A 601-nucleotide genomic window follows, 5' to 3' on the forward strand; every position below is an offset into this window, starting at 1 on the left:
GCGACCGGGTCCGCCGAGGCCGGCCCGACCTACGCCCGCTACGTGGCGCTGGGCGACTCGTTCGCCGCGCTCGGCCCCGTGGCCGCCCCCACCACCGGGCCGCCCGGGTGCCTGCGCTCCACGGCCGACTACCCCGCGCTCCTCGCCGAGGGGCTCGACGGCACGGAGTTCGTGGACGTCACCTGCGGCGGCGCCCGGACCCGTGACATGACGGGGCGTCAGCTCGCCGAGACCCCGCCGCAGTTCGACGCCCTCACACCCGGCACCGACCTGGTCACGCTCTCGATCGGTGGCAACGACATCGGGTTCGGAGACATCGCCGGCTGCGTCATGACCACCCGCGCCGGCTCCGTCGGCCCCGACGGCGCCCCCTGCCGCGACCGACTCGAGCGGTCCGTCACCGACGCGCTCGACGCGCTGCCCGCCCGACTCGACGCCGTGTACGACGGCATCCGCGACCGCTCGCCCGGCGCGCGGATCATCGCCACGGGGTACATGCCGCTCGTCCCCGACCGCGGCGGCTGCGACTTCGTGGCCTCGATGAACCCCGGGGACGTCACCTGGACGCGGCAGGGGGCCGAGCGGATCACGCTGATCGTCG

At 75.7% G+C, this 601-nt stretch carries 1 protein-coding gene; it reads left to right on the forward strand.

Annotated features, from left to right (window positions below; genetic code table 11):
- On the forward strand, window positions 1-601 hold a 601-nt coding region (locus B4M60_RS01985), incomplete at both ends, for an SGNH/GDSL hydrolase family protein (protein WP_291079786.1).

It is taken from the genome of Dietzia sp. UBA5065 (assembly GCA_002415925.1).
Lineage (GTDB): Bacteria > Actinomycetota > Actinomycetes > Mycobacteriales > Mycobacteriaceae > Dietzia.